Origin of the sequence: Peterkaempfera bronchialis (genome assembly GCF_003258605.2) — a bacterium.
GTDB lineage: Bacteria > Actinomycetota > Actinomycetes > Streptomycetales > Streptomycetaceae > Peterkaempfera > Peterkaempfera bronchialis.
The window spans coordinates 3,927,071-3,948,118 of the sequence record NZ_CP031264.1 but is presented as its reverse complement, the minus strand read 5'-3'; the positions used below and the strand labels follow the sequence as shown (position 1 = coordinate 3,948,118).

Here is a 21,048-nt window from a genome sequence, read left to right as displayed (position 1 = left end):
TGGTTGCCTGGGTGGTGGTTCATCGGGCGCCGCCCTTCGCGGCCGCGACCTGTGTGCCTGCGCCCTCTGTCCCTGCTGTCCGGGCGGGGGCGCCCGAGACGGCCTCGACGGCCGAGGGGTCGAGATCGAAGAGTTCCCGCAGTGCCTCCGCGTAGGAGGCTCCGCCCGGTTCGCCGGCCAGCTGCTTCACCCGCACGGTCGGCGCATGCAGCAGCTTGTCCACGACCCTGCGTACGGTCTGCGCGATCTCGGCGCGGGACCGGGGGTCGAGGTCGGGCAGCCGGCCGTCGAGCCGGTCCAGCTCGCTGAGCACCACGTCCGAGGCCATGGTGCGCAGGGCGACCACGGTCGGGGTGATCCGGGCGGCCCGCTGGGCGGCGCCGAAGGCGTCGACCTCCTGCGCCACGATGGTGCGGACCGCGTCGACGTCGACCGCGCCCGGCCGGTCGGCTGCGGCGTCGGCCAGCGACTCGATGTCCACCAGGTGGGCGCCGTCCACGCGGTGCGCCTCGGCGTCGATGTCGCGCGGCATGGCGAGGTCGAGCAGGGCCAGCGGGCCGGTGGCGGGGTCGCGGTGCCGTACGGCGTCCCGGACCTGCCCGGCGTCGATGACCAGGCCGGCCGCCCCCGTACAGGAGATCACCAGGTCGGCGTCGGCCATCGCCTCGGGGACCTTGTCGAAGGCGACCGTGCGGGCGCCCAGACCGGCCGCGAGCCGCTCGGCGCGCTCGGGGGTGCGGTTGGCGATCACCAGGTCGGCGACTCCGGCCCGGCCCAGGGTGGCGGCGGCCAGCGAGCTCATCGAGCCCGCGCCGACCACCAGGGCGCGCTTGCCGTCGACCGGGCCGGTCGCGGCGGCGACCTGCTCCAGGCCGAAGGTGACCAGCGACTGCCCGGCCCGGTCGATGCCGGTCTCGCTGTGGGCGCGCTTGCCGACCCGCAGGGCCTGCTGGAAGAGCTCATTGAGGCCACGGGCCGCCGTGTGCTCCTCCTGCGCGAGGGAGAGCGCGTCGCGGATCTGGCCGAGGATCTGGCCCTCGCCGACCACCATCGAGTCCAGCCCGCACGCCACCGAGAAGAGGTGGTGCACGGCGCGGTCCTCGTAGTGGACGTAGAGGTGCGCGGTCAGCTCGTCCAGGTCGACGCCGCTGTGCCGGGAGAGCAGCGTGGAGAGCTCGGCGACCCCGGCGTGGAACTTGTCCACGTCGGCGTAGAGCTCGATCCGGTTGCAGGTGGCCAACAGCGCGGCCTCGGCGACGGTGGCGGAGGCGGCGGAGGCGTGCAGCAGCAGCTGCCGGGAGTCCCCGGTGAGCGAGGCGCGCTCCAGGACTCCGACAGGGGTGGTGCGGTGGCTGAGGCCGACGACGAGGAGGCTCATGCCGGCATCACGGCGGGGAGGTCCCCGTCTGTCCCGGCGGCGGCAGTGGTCGCGGTGGCGGCGGTGCGGCGCAGCTTGGCGGCGGCCCTGGCGGGTGCCGAGGCTTTGGCCGGAGCCGGGGCGGCGGCCTGCTCGGCGCCCTCCTCACCCGACTTGCGCTGCTCGTGGAAGGCCAGGATCTGGAGCTCTATGGAGAGGTCGACCTTGCGCACATCCACGCCGTCGGGCACGGAGAGCACGGTGGGGGCGAAGTTCAGGATGGAGGTGACCCCGGCCGCCACCAGCCGGTCGCAGACCTGCTGGGCCGCACCGGGCGGCGTGGTGATGACGCCGATCGACACCTGCTCCTCCTCGACGATGTCCTCAAGCTCGTCCATGTGGCGGACGGGCAGCCCGGCCGCTGTGGTGCCCACCACGGCGTGATCGGCGTCCAGCAGCGCCGCGACCCGGAACCCCCGGGAGGCGAAGCCGCCGTAGTTGGCCAGGGCGTGGCCCAGGTTTCCGATGCCGACGATCACCACGGGCCAGTCCTGGGTGAGGCCCAGCTCGCGGGAGATCTGGTACACGAGGTACTCGACGTCGTAGCCGACGCCCCGGGTCCCGTAGGAGCCGAGGTAGGAGAAGTCCTTCCGCAGCTTGGCGGAGTTGACGCCGGCGGCGGAGGCGAGCTCCTCGGAGGAGACGGTGGGGACGGAGCGCTCGGAGAGGGCGGTCAGCGCGCGCAGGTAGAGCGGCAACCGCGCAACCGTGGCCTCCGGAATGCCTCGGCCACGGTTGGCCGGGCGGCCCCGGTCGGCAGGGTGGGTGGGTCGGCCAGTTGCCACGATGCTCCTGAGGGTGAAGCTGGGCTTTGGCTGCCAGGCTATGCGTTTGTGAACGTGTGCACAAAGATGGTGTCCGATTTGTCCCCTAACAGTGACGCGCATCACGCCACCCCTCCCGAGGGCCCCGGAACCGGAAGCGCCACCGGCGCGTTCACCCGCGCCCGCCTGGCCGGGGGCACCCGGACCGGCGCCAGCCGGGGCCACGCCAGGCCCGCGGCCTCGCCCAGCACCCGGGTCCACTCCTGGGAGCGGGCCGGGTGGGCGGGGTGCGGCGCGGCGCAGTGCCGGAGCAGCGCGGCGGTGGTGCGGGCGTCGCCCAGCGCGGTGTGCTCGGCGTACGGCGGCAGCCCGGCCGCCTCGGCGCAGGCCCGCAGGCCGAAGCCGGTCGCGGTGGGCAGCAGGTCGCGGGCCAGCCGCATGGTGCAGAGCGTGGGGACCGGCGGCAGCGCCACGCCGAGCCGGTCGAACTCGCGCTCAAGGAAGGCGTGGTCGCAGCTCACATGGTGGCCGACCAGCAGCCGGCCGGTGAGCAGTTCCAGCAGGTGCGGGGCGATGTCGCGGAAGCGCGGGGCACCGGCCACCTCGGACTGGGTGATCCGGTGGACATGGGTGGGGCCCACCGGCCCCTCGGGGTCCAGCAGGGTGGTGAATTCGGCCTCGGCACGCAGAAAGCGGTCCAGCATGACGACCGCGACCTCCACCACCCGGTGCCGCCACGGGCTCCGGCCGGTGGCCTCGACGTCCACCACCGCATAGCCCGGCACCACGGCGGCATCGGGGACCCGCACGGCGCCGTGGGCCGCCTCCCGGCGTGGTGCGGCGGACGCTCCCTGGAGTCGACCGAGAAGCACGGATGTTCTCCTCTTGTTCACCCCCGGGATGGCTCAAAACCACTCGATGGTAAGCCGACGAACCAGCCGTTCCACAAGCCGACGAAGCGGCCTGCACAGGCCGTCAGCGCACCAGTGCGCTGCGCAGCCGCTGCTCGTCGACCCGCCAGAAGTCATGCTGACGGCCGTCGATCAGGGTCACCGGGATCTGCTCCCAGTAGAGGCGGTGCAGCTCCGTGTCCTGGGTGATGTCCTTCTCCTCGAAGGCTGCGCCGAGCTCCCCGGTCACCCGGCGGATCACCTCCCGTGCCTCGTCGCAGAGATGGCATCCGGGCTTGCCGACCAGCGTCACGGTGCGGTCGGCGGGGGCGGGCCGGTCATTGCGGCGGAGCAGTGGACTCATCCGGCCATTCTGCTCCCGCACCGCACCGGAAGGACAGCCGTCGGACAGCGCCCGGCCCGACACCCGGCGGCACAGGGCGGCACACGGCGACACACGGCGACACGGGTCGACACACACCGACACACGCCGTTGACGCGGACGCCACCTCGGCGTCGCGGTGTGTCCGGCCCGTCTGGCTATGCTCGCCCTATGGCTCCGCTGCGAAGGCTTACGCAAAGGAAGCGATCCGTCACCGAGCGGACCGTGCTGGCGGGCGAGGCCGCTGCCGACGCCGCCGTGCCCGCCACTGCCGCCCAGTCCCCCGATCTCGCCCAGCCCTCCAATGCCGCCCAGTCCCCCAATGCCACCCAGTCCCCCGGTGCCGCCCCCGTGCGGGAGGCGCAGCCGGAGGCCGCCCCCGCCAGGCGCCGGGGCCTGCCCTTCCGGGACCGGGAGAAGGGGCACTCGGACGAGCGGCCGCCGACGGCCGGAGACCCCCGCGCCGCCGCCTTCTTCGACTGCGACAACACCCTGCTCCAGGGCGCGGCCATCTTCTATCTGGGCCTCGGCCTCTACAAGCGGCAGTTCTTCACCCACCGGGACGTCGCCCGGTTCGTCTGGCAGCAGGCGTGGTTCCGGCTGCACGGCGCCGAGGACGCCGGGCACATGGCCGAGGCGCAGGACACCGCGCTGGGGATCGTGGAGGGCAAGCGGGTCGAGGACCTTGAGGTGATCTGCGAGGAGGTCTTCGAGGAGGTCATGGCCGGCAAGGTCTGGCCCGGCACCCGCGCCCTGGTGCAGATGCACCTGGACGCCGGGCAGCGCACCTGGCTGGTGACCGCCGCCCCGGTGGAGGCGGCCCGGATCATCGCCCGCCGGCTCGGGATGACCGGTGCGCTGGGCACCGTCGCCGAGACCGTGGACGGCGTCTACACCGGCCGCCTGGTGGGCGAGCCGCTGCACGGCCCCGCCAAGGCGGCGGCGGTACGGGCGCTGGCCCGGCGGGAGGGGCTGGAGCTGGAGCGCTGCGCCGCGTACAGCGACTCCTCCAATGACATCCCGATGCTGTCGCTGGTCGGCTACCCCTATGTGATCAACCCGGACAACGCGCTGCGCCGACACGCCCGCGCCGAGGGGTGGCGGGTGCGCGACTTCCGTACCGGCCGCAAGGCGGCCAGGGTCGGCATCCCGGCTGCGGCCGGACTGGGCGCTGCGGCGGGCGGTACCGCCGCAGCCCTTGCGCTGTACCGCAAGCGGCGCTGACACGCCCGCCGGCACCCCGGACCGTACGGCCCCGCCCAGCCTTGGGCGGGGCCGAATGCGTGCCGACCGGATCCGATCGCTCCAGAGGGCCGGGAAATGGGGGGTTGCGCGGCCTGGAAGCAGGGAACACCGCGCCGCCGCAGACAAATTCGGTCACGGAATGCATGACTCCCATCACCCAACGGCAGGGGTCGATCGGGCGCTCCGGTCACTTTCAGCTGCCTGCTCGCAACGGAAGAGACTCAAGCGACCACTTTGGCGACACCGCGTAGCGGTGCTTGCACAAAGCGTTATCCTCGTCAGACGCACGCCGGAACCCATGCGTCCCCACGGTGGGTGAGCGGTCCCGCACTGCACGTATACAGCTCTGCCTCTGGGAGTCCCGTGTACCCACACGTCCGGAACGACGCGCCTGCTCCCTACAACGCCTGCGGGGCCACCGGGCTGGACCTGCTGCGCACCCTGATCCGCGATCAGCTGCTCCCCGCCACCCCGATGCCGCTCCCGGTCGGCACCGCCCTCCGCAGCGGCACCGCCTCCGGCGCCCGCGCCCGCACCGCGCCCGGACCCCGCTCCACCGCCGGCCAGCGCGCCCGCCACGGCGCGGTCGAGACCGAGCACAACCCGGTGATGGAACTGGTCGAGCGGGCCCAGGCCGGCGAGAGCGAGGCATTCGGCAAGCTCTACGACCACTACGCCGACACGGTCTACCGCTACATCTACTACCGGGTCGGCGGCCGGGCCACCGCCGAGGACCTCACCAGCGAGACCTTTCTGCGGGCACTGCGGCGGATCTCCACCTTCACCTGGCAGGGCCGCGACTTCGGCGCCTGGCTGGTCACCATCGCCCGCAACCTGGTGGCGGACCACTTCAAGTCGAGCCGCTTCCGGCTGGAGGTGACCACCGGCGAGATGCTCGACGCCAACGAGGTGGAGCGCAGCCCCGAGGAGTCGGTGCTGGAGTCGCTCTCCAACGCGGCACTGCTGGAGGCGGTCCGCAAGCTCAACCCGCAGCAGCGGGAGTGCGTGACGCTGCGCTTCCTCCAGGGGATGTCGGTCGCCGAGACCGCCCGGATGATGGGCAAGAACGAGGGCGCCATCAAGACCCTCCAGTACCGGGCGGTGCGCACCCTCGCCCGGCTGCTGCCCAGCGACGCCCGGTGACCACCCGAGGATGAATCAGCGATCACATGATCAGGCGCGCGTAACCGACGCCCGCCGCTGCTCGTTGCCCAGCGTGCAATCCCCCTCCGGGGCGGTACCCGGCGATCCGGCCTCCTGCCGGACGCGCTCGGCGGCCCGGTGGCGCCTCACTCCACGGGGTGGTTCACGGCTCGACGGGGCAACCGTCCGGCCGGCCGGGGTGTCGACAACGACGAGAGGAGGTGCGACCCGTGACAGCGAATGTGCTTGAGCACCGGCGGGCGAAGTCCTTCGCCGAGGCGTTGGCGGCGCACCAGAGCGCCGACCGGCGGAACGAGGGCGTCGACGACGGCCCCGACCGCGGCCACTCCACCGCCATGGCGGCCCTGCTGGCCACCACCGACGCGCTGGCCGCCCTACCCCCACCGACCCTCGACCCCGAGGTGCGCACGGTGCAGCGGGCCCAGCTGATGGCCGCCTTCGAGCAGGCATTCGCCGAGGGCACCGGACCGGGCGTCCCGGAGCAGCGCCGGCGCGGCGCCCACCGGGCCACCGCAGCCGTCACCGGCGCCGCCTCCCGGCTTCGGCCGCGCAGCCGCTGGGGCCGCCGTCTGGCGGCCGGCGGGCTCGCCGCCGGGGTGGTCGTCGGCGGCTTCGCCGGGGTCGCGATGGCCAGCACCGGGGCCCTGCCGGGCGACACGCTGTACAGCATGAAGCGCAGCCTGGAGGGGTGGCAGCTGGACTGGGCCGGCTCCGACAACGAGCGCGGCGCGCTGCTGCTGGACCATGCCTCCACCCGGATGCACGAGGCCCAGCAGCTGCTGGGCCGCTCCGGTGGCGACGACGGGTCCGCCGCCGACCTCAGCCCCGCCACGGTGGAGCAGCTCCGCAAGGCGCTGGCCGATATGCATGCGGAGGGGGCCAGCGGCCGCAGGCTGCTCTGGTCCGTCTACCGCAGCAACGGCTCGCTGGACCCGATGCGCAGGCTGGCGGTCTTCGCCCGCTCCCAGGACGACCGGTGGTCCTCACTGCGGCGGCAGCTGCCGGAGCAGCTCGCCCCGGTCGCCTCCCAGGTGACCCGGCTGCTGGACGACATAACGGCGGACGTCGCGCCGCTGCACATCCTCCAGCCGTCCCAGCAGGACGGCGGCGAGGTCGGCACGGCGGGCGGCGAGAACCGCTCCGGCGGCCCCGGCGCCACGGGCGGCCCCGGCCGCTCGGCCGTCGGCACCCGCACCCCCGGCGGCGGTTCCTCCATGGTGCCCGCCGAGCGCGACGGGGCGGCCCCGACGGGTACGGCCGGCTCCTCCCCGACGCCGGGCAGCACCCCGGCGGGCGTGGGCGGGCTGGTGGACGGCCTCACCGGCGGGCTCACCGGCAGCGGCAACAGGGCGACCGGCAGCAGCACAGGCACCGCCGGTTCCACCGCCACGGGCGACCCCTCCTCCTCGCCCACCGGCGGCAAGCCGGGCCTCACGGTTCCCCCGCTGATCCCCGGTCTGCTGCCGGGTCTCGGCCTCGACCTGAGCTGACCGTACGACCCTGGCACGGCTGAGGGCCGCCACCCGCTGCGGGTGGCGGCCCTCAGCCGTGCTGGTCGGGAGTGCTGCGATCACGGGTGCCGGGGTCGCGTCGGAAGAAGGGTCAGAAGAAGACCGAGCGGCGCTGCACCAGCAGCCGGTACAGGGTGTGCTGGATGGTCTCCCGCACCTCGTCGGTGAGGTTGAAGACCAGCATCGGGTCGTCCGCTGCCTCCGGCGGCTGGTTGTCGGTGGGGATGGGCTCGCCGAACTGGATGGTCCACTTGGTGGGCAGCGGGATCGCGCCGAGCGGCCCCAGCCAGGGGAAGGTGGGCGTGATCGGCACATACGGCAGGCCGAGCAGCCGGGCCAGCGTCTTGGCGTTGCCGATCATCGGATAGGTCTCCTCGGCGCCCACGATGGAGCAGGGCACGATCGGCACCTGGGCGCGCAGCGCGGAGGCGACAAAGCCGCCCCGGCCGAACCGCTGGAGCTTGTACCGCTCGGAGAAGGGCTTGCCGATGCCCTTGAAGCCCTCCGGCCAGACGCCCACCACCTCGCCGTGCTCCAGCAGCCGCTGGGCGTCCTCGTTGCAGGCCAGGGTGTGGCCGGCCTTGCGGGCCAGCTCATTGACGCCGGGGAGGACGAAGACCAGGTCGGCGGCGAGCATCCGCAGGTGCCGGTGGTTGGGGTGGTGGTCGTGGATGGCCACATGGGTCATCAGGGCGTCCAGCGGCACCACCCCGGAGTGGTTGGCGACGATCAGCACCCCGCCCTCGGCCGGGATGTGCTCGATCCCCCGGACCTCGACCCGGAAGTACTTCTCGGCGAGCGGCCGCAGCAGCGAGAGGAAGACCTCCTCGGTGAGCTCCCGGTCGAAGCCGAACTCGTCCACCTCGTAGTCACCGGTGATCCGGCGGCGCAGAAAGGCCAGCCCATTGGCGGCGCGGCTCTCCCAGCCGTGCCCCAGCAGCCGCTCCGCGGCGTCGCCCAGCGGCCCGGCGAGGGCGTGCCCCACCGCGTCCGCGACCTTCTCGGCGACCGCGCCCGCGCGGTCCGAGGCGCCCTCCACCACGGCCCCGGGCAGCGGCGGCGACGGCAGTGCGGAGAGCGGCGGCGGCAGCCGGTGCCGTCCGGTGCGGGGGCCGTCCTCCGGTCGGGCGACGGCCGGGCGGGCCGCTCCCGGGGCCCGGCGGGGGTCGCGGCCCTGCGCCGAGGGCTTGGCCCCGGGCCGGGGGCGGTCGGCCGCCTCCCGGGCGGGCGCCTCCCGGGCGGGTGCCTGCGGCTTGGCGGCGGCGGCGCCCGCCGCCGGCGCCGTACGGCCACCCGGGTCGTGCTCGGAGGAGTGCGGGGGCTGCACCGGGCCGCCGCCCCGGGCGGAGTCGATCGGGATGACCTTGGCATCGCCCATGGCGTACTCCCTCGCGGTGCTCATCGCAGGTCCAGCTCCAACGTGCCCTGTTCCAGTGTGCGGGAACGGCCGCCGGCGGGCGGCAGCAGCCCGGCCAGCCGGTCGGTGACGGCGGTGAGCCGCTCCGGCGGGAGCAGCCCGGCCGCGCAGGCCTCCGCGAAGGCGGCGAACGCCTCGGGCGTGGTGCGGCGGGGCCGATAGCCGAAGGTCTCGTGAAGCTGGGTCACATCGACCACCCGGCCGTGGGTGAGCAGCCGGATCTGCTCCGGCGAGAAGTCCGCTATCCGGGTCTGCCGCACCAGTCCGGCGACCCAGCTGATGGCCGGCAGCAGCACCGGGACGGTGGGGCGGCCCAGTCGGCGGGCGCACTGGGAGAGCAGCAGCACCCCCTCGCCGGCGACATTGAAGGTGCCGCTGTTGGTGGTGCCCCGGCGGGCCGCAAGGGAGGCCAGCCGCAGCACCTCGACGGCGTCGTCCTCGTGCACAAACTGGAGCCGGGGGTCGTAGCCGAGCACGGTCGGCAGCAGCGGCAGCGAGAAGTACTCGGTGAGCGGGGTGTCCGCACCCGGGCCGATGATGTTGGCGAACCGCAGGACGCAGACCGCGACATCGGGGCGGCGGCGGCCGAAGCCGCGTACATAGCCCTCGACCTCCACCGCGTCCTTGGCGAAGCCGCCGGAGGGCAGCGCCCGGGGCTGCATGCGCTCGGAGAAGACCGCCGGGTCGCGGGAGGCGGAGCCGTAGACGCTGGTGCTGGACTTCACCACCAGCCGCTGCACGGTGGGCGCCTTCTGGCAGGCGCCGAGCAGCTGCATGGTGCCGATGACATTGGTCTCCTTGACCGCGCCGCGGCCGCCGGAGCCCAGCGGGGTGGCGCTGACGTTCATGTGCACCACGGTGTCGACGGAGTGTTCGGCGATCACCCGGGCGATGGCCGGACGCCGGATGTCGGCGCGGGCGAAGACATAGTCGGCCAGGTGGCCGTCGGGCCCCTCGGAGGGTGACTGCTCCAGGTCGTAGGGGGGCGGTTGGATGTCGACGCCGACGACCAGGTCGACGTCGGGCTCTGCCCGGATCACCCTGACGAACCGGGCGCCGAGGTGCCGGGCCACTCCGGTGACGAGCACGACCTTACCCACGGCGCCAGTCCTCCCGTTCGAAATCCCCTGCCCGCAAGGCACGGTATCGCTATGTCATTGCCGGGGAATGTCCCGGCATGACCGGTGTGGCGCCGATCACCCCACCCGGCGGTATGACGCCTCGGTGATCCTACGACAGCGGAGCGTGTCCGTACGGGAACGGAGAGACGCCGACGCCCGCCCCGGCCTTTGCGGTCGGGGCGGGCGTCGGGCGATCGGGGCGCTGCTACTTCTTGTTGCGCCGCTGCACACGCGTGCGCTTGAGCAGCTTGCGGTGCTTCTTCTTGGCCATACGCTTGCGGCGCTTCTTGATGACAGAGCCCACGGAACAACCCTCGCTCACTGGGACTCTCTCGCGACCGCGGCGCGGTGCTCTGGAGTCCGGATACGACTGACGGAAGCCCTAGCGTACCTGCCACGCCGCGCGTGCCGTAATCGAGTCGCACACACGCGGTGCGGCAGGGCTTCCACCAGGCCGATTGCGCTGCGCCTCAGCTTCCCTACGCGGTCTCCCGCCCGACGTAGGACTCTCGGAGATAGTCGTGTACCGCCTGCTCGGGGACCCTGAAGGAGCGGCCCACCCTGATGGCGGGCAGCTCCCCGCTGTGCACCAACCGGTACACGGTCATCTTCGACACTCGCATCACCGCGGCGACCTCAGCCACGGTCAGGAAGTTGACCTCATTGAGAGGCCTCTCACCAGAAGCCATGTCAACACCGACCTTTCGCATGCGCTGAGCACCGGCTTCCCCTCCGGTGACTGAAGCCAGCACACGCGTATCCCCAGAGTAGTTGCGGGTGGTACGGGTGGGAAGAGGGGTAAGGCGGCCCGCGTCACCGTGACGGCACCGCCGGTTGCCCCTGGTGAGCGCTCGGCACCTCGTAGTACGCCGGTCGCGCACCGCTGTCGACGCCTCCGGTGGCCGCGACCCCGGGGAACCGCTCGCGGAAGCACAGGGCAGGCGCGGGAGTGCGAGGGGCGCATCCGGCGGCGGCGCATGCGCCGGGGGTGCGCGAGGCGGTCAGGACGTCAGGTGCTCAGGACATCAGGCGGTCAGGGCATCAGGCGGTCAGGGCATCAGGCCGTGGTACGGAAAGGCTTCACGGCGGGCGGCCAGGATCGCCTGGTCCAGCCGGTCGGCGGGGTCGTAGCCGGTCTCGCCGAAGTCCGGCCAGCGGACCGGGTGGCGGCCGTCGGTCATCCGGTACGGCGCCTGCTGCCGGGTGCGCCGGTAGACCTCCGCGCGCCACTCGGCCGGGGTGTCGGCGGCGGGGTCGATGGGGCGGCCGGCGGCGATGGCGGTGAGGTGGGTCCAGATCCGGGGCACCACCTCGACCACCGCGTACCCGCCGCCGCCGAGGGCGATCCAGCGGCCGTCGGCATGGCGGTGGGCCAGGTCGTGGAGGGAGACGGCCAGGGCGCGCTGGGCGTCCAGCGAGACGGCGAGGTGGGCCAGCGGGTCCTCGGCATGGGTGTCGGCGCCGTGCTGGCTGACCAGGACCTGCGGCCGGAAGGCGGCGAGCAGTTCGGGGACGGTGGCATGGAAGGCGCGCAGCCAGCCGGAGTCGCCGGTGCCGGGCGGCAGCGGGACGTTGACCGCGCTGCCGGGGGCGTCCGGGCCGCCGGTCTCGCCGACCCAGCCGGTCTGCGGAAAGAGGGTGGCGGGGTGCTCGTGCAGCGAGACGGTGAGCACCCGGGGGTCGTTCCAGAACGCCGCCTGCACCCCGTCGCCGTGGTGGACGTCGATGTCCACATAGGCCACCCGTTCCGCGCCCAGTTCCAGCAGCCGGGCGATGGCCAGCGAGGCGTCGTTGTAGACGCAGAACCCGGAGGCCCGGTCGGGCATGGCATGGTGCAGCCCGCCGGCGAAGTTGACGGCATGCAGTGGGCGGGGGCGGTCGCCGGGCGTGCCGGGGGCGGGCCAGACCGCCTCGGCGGCGGCGACCGACTGACCGGCGATCAGCGCGGAGGCGGTGTGCATGCCGGGGAAGGCCGGGTTGTCCTCGGTGCCCAGGCCGTACCGCGGCTCGTACCGGGCCGGGTCCTGCCAGTGCTCGGCGGTGCGGCGGACGGCGTCGATGTACGCCTGGTCGTGGACCAGCCGCAGGGTGGAGTCGCCCGCCGGGGCGGCGGCCGACACGGTGACGCCGGGCGCCGTGGTGAGCCCGAACGCCTCCACCAGCCGCATGGTGAGGGCGAGCCGCACCGGGTCCATGGGGTGGCCCCGGCCGAAGTCGTAGGCGGTGACCCCCTCGTCCCACTGGAGGCGGAGGCCGCAGACGGCGCGGCGGGGCTGGGCGGCGGGGACGGCGTCGGGCATGGCCGCCACGGTAGCGGAGCCGGTCAGCGGGTCTCCGTGGGCACGACGGCGGCGGCCTCCGGCCGCGTCTGCGGGGCGAAGGCCCGGGAGACCAGCAGCACGGTGAGGACCAGGACCAGCGGGACGGCCAGCGCGGCCCGGTAGGAGCCGGCGTCGCCGACCGCGCCGACCAGCGGCGAGCCGATCAGGAAACCGACGTAGTTGAAGAGGTTGAGGCGGGCCACGGCGGCGTCCGAGGCGTCGGGGAAGCGCCGCCCGCCGGCCGCGAAGACCTGCGGCACAATGGCGCACAGGCCCACCCCCAGCAGGGTGAATCCAAGGATTCCGGTCCATGGCCCGGGCGCTGCCGCGGCGACCGCGAAGCCGAGCGCGGAGAGCACCGCCCCGGCGCGCACCACGGCCACGGCGCCCCAGCGCTGCACCCCGGCGTCGCCGAGGGCCCGGCCGAGCAGCATGGTCACCATGTAGGCGTTGTACGGGACGGTGGCCAGTTCCTCGGAGCTGTGCAGGGTGTCCTGGAGGTACTTGGCGCTCCAGTTGGAGACGGTGGCGTCGGCGATGTACGCGGCGGCCATGGCGAAGCAGAGCGGCAGCAGCGGCCGCCAGGGGAGGGTGCGGCCCGCCGCCTCGGCGGCCTCCCGCGCGGCGGCCTCCCGCGCGGCGGCCTCCGGCTCGGCGCCGGCCAGCTCCGCCGGGCCCGCGTACCGGGTGGACGCGGCGAGCACCACCGGGACCAGCACCGCCGCCGACCCGCCGAAGAGGGTGTACAGCGAGAGGTGCCAGTGCGCCCCGGCCCAGGCCAGCGAGGCGCCGACGATCCCGCCGAGGCTGAAGGCGGCGTGGAAGCCCAGCATGATGGAGCGTCCATAGCGGTTCTGGAGGCCCACGCCCAGCATGTTCATGGAGGCGTCGAGGGCGCCGACCATCAGTCCGAAGGCGGCCAGCGACAGGGCCAGCTGCCACACCGTGTCACCCGCGCCGACTCCGACCAGGGAGAGGCAGACCAGCGGCTGCACCGCGCGCAGCACCGCCCGGGCCGAGGTGCGCCGGACCACGTGCTCGGAGGCGATGGAGCCGACCCCGGCGAGCACCGGTACGGCGGCCAGGAAGACCGGGAGCAGCGCGTCGCTGACGCCGTACCGGCTCTGTACGGCGGGGATGCGGGTGACCAGCAGGGCGAAGGCGACGCCCTGGCAGAGGAAGCTGACCAGCAGGGCCGCGCGGGCCTGCCGCAGCCGTCCGGTGACCTCCATGGCCCCACCCCCGTCGTCGGCCGGATCACCGGCCTCTGGAAACGCTGGCGCGAGCGTAGGGCCTGCGGCCCGGCTCCGGGAGGGGTGCCGCCCCGCCGATCGCAACGGTTTTCGAGCGCGGGCGGAGCGCCATCCGTTCTGGCGCCATTGGGGTGAGTTGCCATGTTTTGCGCCCCCGGCTGCTTACGGTGAGAGTGAGTGCCGTAGACAGAGGCCCTTCGGCAGAGATGAGGACACATCGTGGGGATGGTGCGCACTCTCGGTCCCCAGCTCCTGCACGGCCGCCGCCGGCCGGTCGACAGGACCCTCCAGGACGTGCTCACGGCCGTCCTGACGGCCCCGCAGCTGCCTCCCGACGCCTTTGCCCCGGCGCTGCTCGCCAGGGTCCCCGTGGACCGGCTCCAGCTGATGGCCGACCAGCTGCGGGAGCGTCATGGCGCCGTCCGGTCGGTGCAGCCGTACCGGGGGCTGTGGCGGGTGCAGTGCGCGGACGGCAGCGAGCTGCTCTGGGCCCGGCTGGACGGCACCGGGCTGCTCACCTCCCTGGTCCTCGGCCCGGCCGCGCTGACCGCCCGCCACCAGACGGCCCCCGAGCCGCCGCGCCCCGCCGGGCGCCCGAGTCCGCCCCGGCGGCGCCGCCGCCGCGCCCGCCGGTCCCGGTCTCCACCGCAGCCCGGACCCGGCGGGCCACCGCCCAGCGGTACACCCAGGCCACTGCGGCCACCGTCGGCTGGGCGGCGCTGCAACTGGCCCTGGCGCTGACCGCCGGATCGGCGACCGACTGGCTGCTGCTGGTGCTCGCCGGGCTCGCCGCCACCTGGTGCCTGCTGCGCCTCGGCCCCTGGCACGCCCTGCCCCCGTACGGGCGGCTGCTGCCCGCCGCCGCCGTGGCCGGTCCGCTGGCCGCCGGACTGCGGGTGCCCGCCGCCGGGCTGCCGTGGGACCTGCGCGCGCCGCTGGCGCTGCTGCCGCCGCTCGCCGTACTGGCCGCCGCCGCCTGGACCGCCCTCCGCTGCCGCCCCCGCAGCGGCCCCGGCGACCCGCCGCTGGTGCTGGAGTCACCGCTGCGCGGCGGCACCGTCTGCCTGCTCCAGGCCGGCGGGCCCACCGTCAACCGGCATGCCGCCGACCCCTGCGGGCGCGCTGCCCACCACGGCTGCGACCTGACGGTGCTCGGCAGCGGCCTGCGGTGGCGCCGCCGCCGCGCGCTCGGCCTGATGCCCGCCGCCAACGAGAGCTATGCGGCCTACGGCCACCCGGTGCGCAGCCCCTGCGACGGCATTGTGGCGGTGGCCGTGGACGGCCTCCCCGACAACGAGCCCGGCAGCGTCGACCCGGCGCATCCGCTGGGCAACCACATCGCCGTGGACACCGGCCGGGCCCTGGTGGTGCTGGCGCATCTGCGGCCGGGCTCCCTGCGGGTGCCGGTCGGCGCCCGGGTCACGGCCGGGACCATGCTGGCCGCCGTGGGCAACTCCGGGGACACCGGCGGCGAACCGCTGCTCCACCTCCGCGTGGAGACCCGCACCTCCAGCTGCTCACCGGGGTCCGGCACCGCCCTCCCGCTCCGCCTCGCCGAGCTTTCGGGTGTGCCGCTGCGCGGGCGCCGCTTCACCGTCAGCGGCTGATCCCCAGCAGCCCCGGCAGCTCCGCCATCTCCGTGAAGAGCGCGGTCGCACCGGCCGCGCCGAGCCGGGCGGCGGGCGTCAGGGCCGCGTAGCCGTACACGTCCATGCCGGCGGCGCGGGCCGCGAGGACGCCGTTGGGGCTGTCCTCCACCACCGCGCAGCCCGCCGGGTCCGCCCCCATCACCCGGGCGGCGTGCAGAAAGAGGTCGGGGGCGGGCTTGCCCCGGCCGACGTCCTCGGCGCTGAAGATCCGGTCCTCCGGGAGGTGGCCGCGCAGGCCCACCCGGTCCAGGGCGGTGCGGATCCAGGCGTGCGGGGCGGAGGAGGCCAGGCAGTACGGGACCTCGTACGCGGCCAGCGCCTTCAGCAGGCCCTCGGCTCCGGCCACGGCGGCCAGCTCGGCCTCGAAGGCGGCGAAGACCCGGGCGTGGTACAGGTCGTCGAAGCCGTCCGGCAGGGCCCGCCCGGACCGCTCCCGCACCACGTCGTGGATGTGGTGCGACGCCGTGCCCAGGAAGTCCCGCACCGAGTCGTCGAAGGTGGTGGGGTGGCCGAGTTCGGTCAGGTACTCGGCCAGCACCCGGTTGGAGATGGGCTCGCTGTCGCAGAGCACCCCGTCGTTGTCCAGGATCACCAGGTCGTAGCGCACCCGGCCACTCTAGGCGGCGGCTACCTGCCGCCGGCCAGCTCCCGGGAGCGGTCGCGGGCGGCCTCCAGGGCGGCCAGGAAGGCGGCGCGTACGCCGTGGTTCTCCAGCTCGCGGATGGCGGCGATGGTGGTGCCGGCCGGTGAGGTGACGGCCTCGCGCAGCTTGACCGGGTGCTCACCGGAGTCGCGCAGCATCACGGAGGCGCCGATCGCGGACTGCACGATCAGGTCGTGGGCGACGGTGCGGGGCAGGCCCAGCAGGATGCCCGCGTCGGTCATCGCCTCCACCAGCAGGTAGAAGTAGGCCGGGCCGGAGCCGGAGAGCGCGGTGGCGGCGTCCTGCTGGGACTCGGGCACCCGTACCGTCCGGCCGACGTGCCGGAAGATCTCCTCGGTGCGCCGCAGATGCTCCTCGGTGGCGTGCGCGCCGGCCGAGATGACGCTCATCGCCTCGTCCACCAGCACCGGGGTGTTGGTCATCACCCGGACCACCGGGGTGCCCGGCGCCAGCCGCTGCTCGAACCAGCCGGTGGGGACGCCGGCCGCACCCGAGACCACCAGCCGGTCGGCGGGCACATGCGGGGCCAGCTCGTCCAGCAGGGCGCCCATGTCCTGCGGCTTGACGGTGAGGATGAGGGTGTCGGCGGCCTTGGCGGCCTGCTCGTTGGAGACCGCCTCCACGCCGTACCGCCGGTGCAGTTCCGCCGCCCGCTCCGGGCGGCGGGCGGTGACCAGGACATCGGCCGGTGCCTGACCGGCCCGCAGCAGGCCGGAGACCAGCGCCTCGCCGATCTTGCCGGCACCGAGGACGGCGACTGTCTGGGTCATGGGCGGCTCACCTCGTCGTCTTACGGGCGGTTGCGGGCCCATCCTCGCACCGGGCCGGGCCGCCGGTCGGCCACGTCCACGTGGCGGACCGGTCGGCAATGTGTCGGAGCCACACCGGGTGGGCCCGGCGGTGGCCCTCCGTACCGTGCCCCGGCCGCCCCGGCGGCCCCTACCGTCTCGGGGACGCCAGGGGCGGGGCGCAGTGGCGTCGGCCGGAAGACGAGCGAGGAGCCGCCATGAGGACAGCGCACCGCAGATCCATCCGTTCCGCCGCAGTGGCCGTACTGGGCGTGGTCGCCGTGGTCGCCGCCGTGCTGGGCCTGGGCCCGGGTGGCGCGACCGCCGCGCATGCCGCGTCGCTGGTGCAGGTCACCGGGTTCGGGTCCAATCCGGGGAACCTCCAGATGTACCGCTATGTACCGGACGGCCTGCCCTCCGGTCGGCCGCTGGTGCTGGCGCTGCACGGCTGTGCCCAGTCGGCCGCCGCGTACGACGACGAGACCGGCTGGACCAAGTGGGCCGACCAGTGGGGCTTCTCGCTGGTGCTGCCGCAGCAGCAGTCGTCCAACAACTCCACCTCCTGCTTCAACTGGTTCCAGGCCGGTGACTTCTCCCGCGACCAGGGCGAGGCGCTGTCGATCCGTCAGATGGTCGACCGGATGAAGGCGGACTACGGCACCGACGCGGGCCGGGTCTATGTCACCGGGCTCTCCGCGGGCGGGGCGATGACGGCGGCGCTGCTGGCCGACTACCCGGACGTCTTCGCGGGCGGCGGTGTGGTGGCCGGTCTGCCGTACCGCTGCGCCTCCTCGGTGAACGAGGCGTCGGTGGACTGCATGACCCTGGGCAAGAACCAGACCCCCAAGCAGTGGGGCGACCTGGTGCGCTCCGCCTACCCGTCGTGGACCGGGGCCCGGCCGAAGGTGTCGCTCTGGCAGGGCGACGCCGACTACACCGTGAAGACCACCAACCTCGGTGAGCTGATGAAGCAGTGGACCGACGCCAATGGCGTCGACCAGACCGCCGACATCAGCGACACGGTGGCCGGCTACCCGCACCGGGTGTACACGGACGCCTCGGGCAGCCCCCGGGTGGAGACGTACACCATCACCGGCATGGGCCACGGTCAGCCGGTGGACCCGGGCAGCGGCGCCACCCAGTGCGGCACCGCCGGGGCGTACATCCTGAATGTGCACATCTGCGCCTCCTACTGGATCGGCCACTTCTGGGGCCTGGACGGCTCCACCGGCACCCCCACGCCGACGCCCACGCCCACCCCGACCGCCACCCCGACGCTCACCCCCACCCCGACGCCCACCGCCACCCCCACCGACGGCAGCACCACCACGCTCACCCTCGCCAACGACGACGCCCGTGACGGCTATGTCAAGGCGACCGCCGACGGCGGCAGCGCCTCGGTCGGCCCGCTGGAGAGCACCATGGGCCTGGCCGTCGGCCGGGGCGCCGACGGCCAGTACAACCGGACCCTGCTCTCCTTCGACACCTCCCGCATCCCGGCCGGCGCCACCGTCACCGGCGCCCGGCTGACCGTGGCGTACGGCAGCAGCGTCGGCAACCCGTGGACCAGCCCGGCCGGCAACCGGCTGCTGGTGGATGTGCGCAGCGGCTGCTTCGGCACCACCTGCTCGACCGAGGCCGCCGACTGGGCCGCCGCGCCGACCGCTGCCGGGGTGGCGGAGGTCGGGGCGTTCTCGTCCGGTACGCAGACCTCGTCCGCCTTCTCCGCCGCCGGGCTGGCCGCGATCGACCGCACCGGCACCACCCAGCTGCGGCTGGCGTTCGAGCGGCCGCAGACCGCCCTGGCGTATGTCTTCCTCCAGCACGGCGCCAAGGCGACGCTGACGGTGGAGTACCGCTGACCGCTATGGAGTGCGCCGGCGCAGCGTAGCGGCACCGAGGGCCAGGGCGGCGACGATACAGCCGGCGATGACAGCGACATCGCGGGCGAAGTCGCCGCCCAGGCTCGTCCGGGCGGCGACCTGCGCCATGGCGTCCACCGCGTAGGAGAGCGGCAGGACGTCGGAGACCGCGCCGAGGACCGACGGCATCCGCCCGCGTGGCGCAAAGAGGCCGCAGAGCAGCAGCTGCGGCAGGATCACGGCCGGCAGGAACTGCACCGCCTGGAACTCGGTCCGGGCGAAGGCGCTGGTGAAGAGGCCGATCGAGGTGCCCAGCACGGCGTTGAGGACGGCGACCAGCAGCAGCGCCCAGACCGAGCCGGCAATGTCCAGGCCGAGCAGTCCGACGGCCAGGCCGGTGGCGATCCCGGCCTGGACCACGGCGAGCGCGCCGAAGGCCAGGGCGTAGCCCAGCAGCAGGTCGAGCTTGCCGAGCGGCATGGAGAGCAGCCGCTCCAGGGTGCCGGAGGAGCGTTCACGCAGCGTGGCGACCGAGGTGACCAGGAACATCACCGTGAAGGGGAAGAACCCCAGCAGCGGGGCGCCGATCCGGTCGAAGACCTGCGGGGAGTCCTGGAAGACCCAGGAGAGCAGGGCCAGCAGCAGGCACGGGACGATGAGCAGCAGCGCGATGGTGCGCGGGTCGTGGCGCAGCTGCCGCAGCACCCGGCGGGCGGTGGCGGCGGTGCGGGCCGGGCTGAAGGCGGTCATGACCGGACCTCCTCGGCGTGGGTCTCCACCAGACGCAGGAAGGCGTCCTCGACATCGGCGGCGCCGGTACGGGTGAGCAGTGCGTCGGGGGTGTCGTCGGCGAGCAGCCGGCCGTCGCGGAGCAGCAGCAGGCGCCGGCAGCGCTCGGCCTCGTCCATGACATGGCTGGAGACCAGGACGGCGGTGCCCTCGTCGGCGAGCCGGTGGAAGAGGCTCCACAGGTCGCGGCGGAGCACCGGGTCGAGGCCGACGGTGGGTTCGTCCAGCACCAGCAGTTCGGGGCGCTGCCCGGTGCCGGTGCCGAGCAGGGCGACGGCCAGCGAGACCCGGCTGCGCTGGCCGCCGGAGAGGTTGCCGGCCAGCGCGTCGGCGTGGTCGGCCAGGTCGACCTCGGCCAGGGCGCGGTCGACGGCCTCGGCGCGGGACCGGCGGTGGGCGCGGCCGGGGGCGAGCACCTCGGCGTAGTAGGCGAGGTTCTCCCGGACGGAGAGGTCGGTGTAGACGGACGGCGCCTGGGTGACATAGCCGACCCGGTGGCGCAGTTCGGGGTGGCCGGCGGGCAGGCCGAGGACCTCGGCGGTGCCGGTGACCCCGGCCTGCACGCCGACCAGGGTGCGCATCAGCGTGGACTTGCCGCATCCGGAGGGCCCGAGCAGCCCGGTGACCGTGGACCGGAGGACGGTGAAGTCGAGGCCGTCCAGGACGGTACGGCCGCCGCGTACGGCGGTGAGGCCCTGGGCCCGTACCGCCAAGTTATTCATCATGCGTTGAATATCTACCGCCAGGGCTGCCCGGTCAAGGGATGCGGGAAGAATCAGGGTTGTCCCCTATGGCGCGGGCGCGTCGCCGAGCGCACCGTGAGAGGTATGGCACACGGAGACATGACACGGAGTGAGACCCGGCAGCTCGCCGTCGCATCGGCGACTCTCGGGCCCTGGCGCACCGCTGCGGCCGTCGGCACCCTGGGCGGCGCCGCCGCCCTCGGCATCGACGTGGTCACCGGCCACTGGTCCCTGAGCATCCTCGCGGGACCGGTCAGCCTCGCCCTCTTCCTCTTCTTCCTGATCGGCGGCGTCGGCTCGGTGCTCGGCCGCAGCGGCGGGGACCACCGACTGCGCCGCTGGGCCGCCCGGCACCCATGGCGGGTCGCGGCCGTCCCGGCCGGGATGCTGCTGGTGCTGGACGTGGTCGCGCGCACCCTGCTGTCCACCGAGTCCGTCTTCGCCAGCGTCTGGGACGGCATCTGGCGTGCCGCCCTGCTGGCGCTGGTGGTCGGCGTGGTCGGCTCGGTGACCCGTTCGCGGAACCGCGACTAACCCCTGCGGCCCCTGCGCTTCGCCGCCCCCGGGCGGCCGCTCCGCGCCGACCTGCGGCGCTCGTACGCGGCCAGCGCCGCCCGGTGGCGGGCGCGGGCCGCCGCCTCGCCGGGGGCCTCGGCCAGGGAGCGTACGAAGTACGCCGCCAGCGTGCCCACCCAGCCCACGATCCTGATCGGGCCCAGCGCCCGGTCGTCGGCCATCCAGCCGTCCAGCGTCTCCCGGCCCGCCGTGAGGATGCGCCAGGTACGCGCCGCCGCCAGGCATGAGCAGACCAGTACGGCCGCCACCAGCAGCACATTGACGAAGGCTCCGGCGCCCGAGATCATCACGCCGGAGACCGCTAGCCACATCACCAGCACCCCTGCCGCCACGGCGAGCAGCGCACCGGCCGCCACCGCGACCCGCCGCACCAGGTAGCCGGAGCCGTGCGCGACCCAGGACGTGCCGAAGAACCGCACCGGCTCCGGCCGGGGCTCGTCGGACGGGGTGGCGGGGGCTCGGTCGTCGGTCACGGCACCGATTATCCCCCGC

General features: G+C 74.0%; 22 protein-coding genes. 7 read left to right on the top strand and 15 right to left on the bottom strand.

Annotated elements, in window-relative coordinates; all coding sequences use genetic code 11:
• Positions 1–19: 19 nt before the first annotated feature.
• The 4 genes from C7M71_RS17530 to C7M71_RS17515 all read right to left on the bottom strand — a co-directional run bounded on the left by C7M71_RS17530 (position 20) and on the right by C7M71_RS17515 (position 3,435).
• The gene (locus C7M71_RS17530; protein ID WP_111489438.1) at positions 20–1,378 is read right to left on the bottom strand and encodes a glutamyl-tRNA reductase; all 1,359 of its coding nucleotides are present in this window, start codon (positions 1,376–1,378) and stop codon (positions 20–22) included.
• Positions 1,375–2,202: a redox-sensing transcriptional repressor Rex gene (locus C7M71_RS17525; protein WP_111489437.1), complete on the bottom strand. Its 828-nt coding sequence runs from the start codon at positions 2,200–2,202 to the stop codon at positions 1,375–1,377. The genes C7M71_RS17530 and C7M71_RS17525 overlap by 4 nt, the downstream gene beginning before the upstream one ends.
• Before the next feature lie 101 nt (positions 2,203–2,303).
• On the bottom strand, positions 2,304–3,053 hold the full coding sequence (locus C7M71_RS17520) for a 3'-5' exonuclease (protein WP_229758778.1): 750 nt from the start codon (positions 3,051–3,053) through the stop codon (positions 2,304–2,306).
• 103 nt (positions 3,054–3,156) lie between these two features.
• A complete protein-coding gene (locus C7M71_RS17515; protein WP_111489436.1) occupies positions 3,157–3,435 on the bottom strand; it encodes a glutaredoxin family protein in 279 nt (92 codons plus the stop codon).
• Positions 3,436–3,624: 189 nt separating this feature from the next.
• Between C7M71_RS17515 and C7M71_RS17510 the strand changes: the two genes are divergently transcribed.
• The 3 genes from C7M71_RS17510 (at position 3,625) to C7M71_RS17500 (ending at position 7,352) form a co-directional block, all read left to right on the top strand.
• On the top strand, positions 3,625–4,677 hold the full coding sequence (locus C7M71_RS17510; protein ID WP_111489435.1) for an HAD family hydrolase: 1,053 nt from the start codon (positions 3,625–3,627) through the stop codon (positions 4,675–4,677).
• 384 nt (positions 4,678–5,061) lie between these two features.
• Complete coding sequence (locus C7M71_RS17505; RefSeq protein WP_111489434.1) at positions 5,062–5,841, top strand: ECF subfamily RNA polymerase sigma factor, BldN family; 780 nt, start codon at positions 5,062–5,064, stop codon at positions 5,839–5,841.
• Between the two features lie 230 nt (positions 5,842–6,071).
• Positions 6,072–7,352, top strand: coding sequence for a DUF5667 domain-containing protein (locus tag C7M71_RS17500; RefSeq protein WP_114914414.1), 1,281 nt, complete (start codon positions 6,072–6,074; stop codon positions 7,350–7,352).
• A gap of 112 nt (positions 7,353–7,464) precedes the next feature.
• On the opposite strand, the gene C7M71_RS17495 is transcribed toward C7M71_RS17500, so the two are convergent.
• The 6 genes from C7M71_RS17495 to C7M71_RS17470 all read right to left on the bottom strand — a co-directional run bounded on the left by C7M71_RS17495 (position 7,465) and on the right by C7M71_RS17470 (position 13,464).
• Positions 7,465–8,751, bottom strand: coding sequence for a lysophospholipid acyltransferase family protein (locus C7M71_RS17495; protein ID WP_114914704.1), 1,287 nt, complete (start codon positions 8,749–8,751; stop codon positions 7,465–7,467).
• 20 nt (positions 8,752–8,771) lie between these two features.
• Positions 8,772–9,890: an NAD-dependent epimerase/dehydratase family protein gene (locus C7M71_RS17490; RefSeq protein ID WP_111494912.1), complete on the bottom strand. Its 1,119-nt coding sequence runs from the start codon at positions 9,888–9,890 to the stop codon at positions 8,772–8,774.
• Positions 9,891–10,116: 226 nt separating this feature from the next.
• Positions 10,117–10,215 (bottom strand): 30S ribosomal protein bS22, encoded by a 99-nt coding sequence (locus C7M71_RS17485; RefSeq protein WP_003948845.1) that lies wholly within the window; start codon positions 10,213–10,215, stop codon positions 10,117–10,119.
• Positions 10,216–10,390: 175 nt separating this feature from the next.
• On the bottom strand, positions 10,391–10,600 hold the full coding sequence (locus C7M71_RS17480) for a helix-turn-helix domain-containing protein (protein ID WP_055590626.1): 210 nt from the start codon (positions 10,598–10,600) through the stop codon (positions 10,391–10,393).
• 360 nt (positions 10,601–10,960) lie between these two features.
• On the bottom strand, positions 10,961–12,211 hold the full coding sequence (locus C7M71_RS17475) for an acetoin utilization protein AcuC (RefSeq protein ID WP_111494914.1): 1,251 nt from the start codon (positions 12,209–12,211) through the stop codon (positions 10,961–10,963).
• Positions 12,212–12,234: 23 nt separating this feature from the next.
• Positions 12,235–13,464 (bottom strand): MFS transporter, encoded by a 1,230-nt coding sequence (locus C7M71_RS17470; protein WP_114914413.1) that lies wholly within the window; start codon positions 13,462–13,464, stop codon positions 12,235–12,237.
• A gap of 246 nt (positions 13,465–13,710) precedes the next feature.
• On the opposite strand from C7M71_RS17470, the gene C7M71_RS17465 reads away from it, so the two are divergent.
• Positions 13,711–14,226, top strand: coding sequence for a hypothetical protein (locus C7M71_RS17465; RefSeq protein ID WP_114914412.1), 516 nt, complete (start codon positions 13,711–13,713; stop codon positions 14,224–14,226).
• 32 nt (positions 14,227–14,258) lie between these two features.
• On the top strand, positions 14,259–15,092 hold the full coding sequence (locus tag C7M71_RS17460; RefSeq protein ID WP_114914411.1) for a M23 family metallopeptidase: 834 nt from the start codon (positions 14,259–14,261) through the stop codon (positions 15,090–15,092).
• Here the strand turns inward: C7M71_RS17460 and C7M71_RS17455 are convergent.
• Both C7M71_RS17455 and proC read right to left on the bottom strand, forming a co-directional pair.
• Complete coding sequence (locus tag C7M71_RS17455; RefSeq protein ID WP_111492180.1) at positions 15,082–15,741, bottom strand: HAD family hydrolase; 660 nt, start codon at positions 15,739–15,741, stop codon at positions 15,082–15,084. The genes C7M71_RS17460 and C7M71_RS17455 overlap by 11 nt on opposite strands.
• 20 nt (positions 15,742–15,761) lie before the next feature.
• Positions 15,762–16,568 (bottom strand): pyrroline-5-carboxylate reductase, encoded by an 807-nt coding sequence (gene proC, locus C7M71_RS17450; protein WP_111492181.1) that lies wholly within the window; start codon positions 16,566–16,568, stop codon positions 15,762–15,764.
• Between the two features lie 236 nt (positions 16,569–16,804).
• Here proC and C7M71_RS32665 point away from each other — a divergent pair, with 236 nt between their 5' ends.
• Positions 16,805–18,448, top strand: coding sequence for an extracellular catalytic domain type 1 short-chain-length polyhydroxyalkanoate depolymerase (locus C7M71_RS32665; RefSeq protein WP_111492182.1), 1,644 nt, complete (start codon positions 16,805–16,807; stop codon positions 18,446–18,448).
• Between the two features lie 3 nt (positions 18,449–18,451).
• Here the strand turns inward: C7M71_RS32665 and C7M71_RS17440 are convergent, their stop codons facing one another.
• A complete protein-coding gene (locus C7M71_RS17440) occupies positions 18,452–19,198 on the bottom strand; it encodes an ABC transporter permease (protein ID WP_111492183.1) in 747 nt (248 codons plus the stop codon).
• The gene (locus C7M71_RS17435; protein ID WP_111492184.1) at positions 19,195–19,962 is read right to left on the bottom strand and encodes an ABC transporter ATP-binding protein; all 768 of its coding nucleotides are present in this window, start codon (positions 19,960–19,962) and stop codon (positions 19,195–19,197) included. Before C7M71_RS17435 ends, C7M71_RS17440 begins: the two co-directional genes overlap by 4 nt.
• Positions 19,963–20,079: 117 nt before the next feature.
• Between C7M71_RS17435 and C7M71_RS17430 the strand changes: the two genes are divergently transcribed.
• Complete coding sequence (locus C7M71_RS17430; RefSeq protein WP_111492185.1) at positions 20,080–20,514, top strand: hypothetical protein; 435 nt, start codon at positions 20,080–20,082, stop codon at positions 20,512–20,514.
• On the opposite strand, the gene C7M71_RS17425 is transcribed toward C7M71_RS17430, so the two are convergent.
• The gene (locus C7M71_RS17425; protein WP_175607701.1) at positions 20,511–21,029 is read right to left on the bottom strand and encodes a hypothetical protein; all 519 of its coding nucleotides are present in this window, start codon (positions 21,027–21,029) and stop codon (positions 20,511–20,513) included. The two genes, C7M71_RS17430 and C7M71_RS17425, sit on opposite strands and share 4 nt — an antisense overlap.
• Between the last annotated feature and the right edge of the window lie 19 nt (positions 21,030–21,048).